The organism is Polaromonas sp. P1_G2, from assembly GCF_056405515.1.
Genome location: NZ_JBFUBY010000446.1, coordinates 1 through 2,202, shown reverse-complemented (window position 1 = coordinate 2,202; position 2,202 = coordinate 1). Strand labels below are relative to the sequence as shown.

At 66.6% G+C, this 2,202-nt stretch carries 4 protein-coding genes; 2 read left to right on the top strand and 2 right to left on the bottom strand.

The window, feature by feature from the left end; all coding sequences use genetic code 11:
* The coding region (locus tag AC1D0P_RS24995) for an ATP-binding protein (protein ID WP_477679201.1) at positions 1-235 on the top strand (235 nt) is incomplete at its 5' end.
* A gap of 39 nt (positions 236-274) precedes the next feature.
* On the opposite strand, the gene AC1D0P_RS24990 is transcribed toward AC1D0P_RS24995, so the two are convergent.
* Both AC1D0P_RS24990 and AC1D0P_RS24985 read right to left on the bottom strand, forming a co-directional pair.
* Complete coding sequence (locus tag AC1D0P_RS24990) at positions 275-949, bottom strand: porin family protein (RefSeq protein ID WP_477679200.1); 675 nt, start codon at positions 947-949, stop codon at positions 275-277.
* Positions 950-1,203: 254 nt separating this feature from the next.
* Positions 1,204-1,848 (bottom strand): NADPH-dependent F420 reductase, encoded by a 645-nt coding sequence (locus tag AC1D0P_RS24985; protein ID WP_477679199.1) that lies wholly within the window; start codon positions 1,846-1,848, stop codon positions 1,204-1,206.
* Positions 1,849-1,956: 108 nt separating this feature from the next.
* On the opposite strand from AC1D0P_RS24985, the gene AC1D0P_RS24980 reads away from it, so the two are divergent.
* The coding region (locus tag AC1D0P_RS24980; RefSeq protein WP_477679198.1) for a LysR family transcriptional regulator at positions 1,957-2,202 on the top strand (246 nt) is incomplete at its 3' end.

The following is a 2,202-nucleotide window of genomic DNA, read 5'->3' as shown; positions in this document are numbered from 1 at the left end:
GGATGGTTGTGTCTGGATAGAGGTGACTGACGCGGGCCCCGGCATTCCGCCCGAACAGGCCGAGGCGCTGAAGCAGCCTTTTCGCCGCGCCGAAGGCACACGCGGCGGCCCGGCCGGCGCCGGCCTGGGCCTGGCCATCGTGGACCGACTGGTGCGCGCCCATGGCGGGACGCTGGCTCTGCTACCGGTCGACGGCGGCGGGCTGTGCGCCCGTATCACCTTGCCGATAGCCTGAAGGTCTGGCCGGCGCCCACGGCACCGGCCAGGATCACCCTCAGAGGAAGTGGTAGCGCAGGCCGAAGTTGACCTGGTTCACCGCGCTGACACCGGTGGCGGAGGTGCCGACACGGTTGTAGTGCACCAATTCTGCCGTCGCATCCACATTCGATGAGATGGCATAGGCGACACCGGCGCCCAGCGCCAGCGAGGTGTTGGAGCCGGTCGTCGATACGTTGGCGGTGCTGCCGGTGGCCGAGGCCGTGTCCAGCGAGGTGTGCCATTGTTCGACACCGGCGCGACCGTAGAGCGACCATTGGTTGTCGAGCGGTGCGATGCCCAGCACATGCAGGCCGAAGCCATGCGCCTTCCAGGTGCCTGAAGCGCTGTCCGCCGCCGGCGATGCGATGGCGGACTGCAGGCCGGTTGAGCCTATGCGGTCATAGCTGGCCTCGACGGCCAGGTTGGGGTTGAGGCGGTAGCCCAGGCGCAAGCCGCCTGAGGTACCCGGTGTGCCGGTCGAGGTGCTGCTGGCCAGCCCCTGGTTGCCCAGCGCGCCGTCGATGCTGCCGCCCAGGCCGGACGCGCGGCTGGCGGCGATATTGCCGCCGAGGTAAACATCCTGCGAGCCCGCCGCCAGCGGCGCCGCCTGTGCCGGTTGCGCCAGTGCGGCGCCCAGCGACAGCGCGGCGGTGGACAGCCACAACAATCTGGATGCATAGGTGAACTTCATGATTTTTATTTCTCCGGAAAAAGCCGGCGCATGGCACCGGCAACTTCAGACCTGCCTGGGTGGGACAACAGGTGCACCCTGTTGTTCAACCCAGGCCGCGCAGGACCCTGCGCCTCGCCATTGAGCGATGGCCTGGTATAGCGGCGGTCTAGCGCCGGTAAACCAACGGTAAAAAAATTGTGACTTTACGCAGTGCGCCGGATCGGGCCAACCCGCTCCGTCAGTGACGGGTCAGGCTCACGCGGCGGCGGCCCTTACGCGAAATGCACGAGGTTGAGAATCGGCAGCGGGCCGCCCGGGAACTGCGCCAGGCGTGCACCCACGGCCAGTGCGCCCAGGTCTATGCCCGAGAAGCCGAGCCGGCCGATCAGTGCGGCCACGGTGGCTTTTGCGGCCGTGTCGTCGCCTGAAYAAAACATCACGCGCTTGCCGCCGTGGTCGGCCGGGTTAGTGGCCAGCAGCGCGGCCGCCAGGTGGTTAAAGGCCTTCACCACGCGCGCGCCTGGCACCAGGTCCGCGACTATTTCGCTCGACAGGCGGCCGTTCAGTTCGGCGGGCTTGAACAGCGGCGCCTCGATCGGGTTGTTGGTGTCGATGACGATGCGGCCGCCGAAATTGGGCAGGCCGGCCAGTGCGGCCGGCAGGCGGCCCCAGTTGACGGCGACAAACACGATGTCCTTGGCGGCCGCCTCTTCACGCGTGCCGGCCGTGATGCCGGAAAGTCCGTGCACCAGGTCCTTGAGCGAGCCCGGGCCGCGGCTGTTCGAGAGGGTGGCGGGGATGCCGTGGCGGGCCAGGATGGCGGCGATGGCCGAGCCAATGGCGCCGGAACCGATGATGCCGATGCTGGGGGTGTTGGCGGTGTTGACGGTGTTGACGGTGTTGACGGGGGTAGACATGAATTCACTCCTTGGGTTGTTGATGGAGTGAATGATGGGATTTGGATTGCCTTTTGATAAGCCGGTAATGACTTGAATTATCTTCAAGCATTGCTTTAAGATGAGGCGATGGAAACCCTGGCCAACCTCGAATCCTTTGTGCGCAGCGCCGAAAGCCGCAGCTTCTCGGAAGCCGCGCGGCGCCTGGCTTTGACGCCCGCAGCCGTCAGCCGCAATGTCGCGATGCTGGAGCGCAACCTCGGCGTGCGCCTGTTCCAGCGCTCCACGCGCAAGCTCACCCTGACCGAGGCCGGCGAGCGCTTCCTGGTCTCCATCGCCGGCAACCTGGACGCGCTGCAGTCCGCCATCGCGGCG

What these genes read in the sequence shown, in the direction of transcription:
- AC1D0P_RS24990 (WP_477679200.1), bottom strand. Translation starts at nt 949, where the DNA reads ATGAAGTTCACCTATGCATCCAGATTGTTGTGGCTGTCCACCGCCGCG.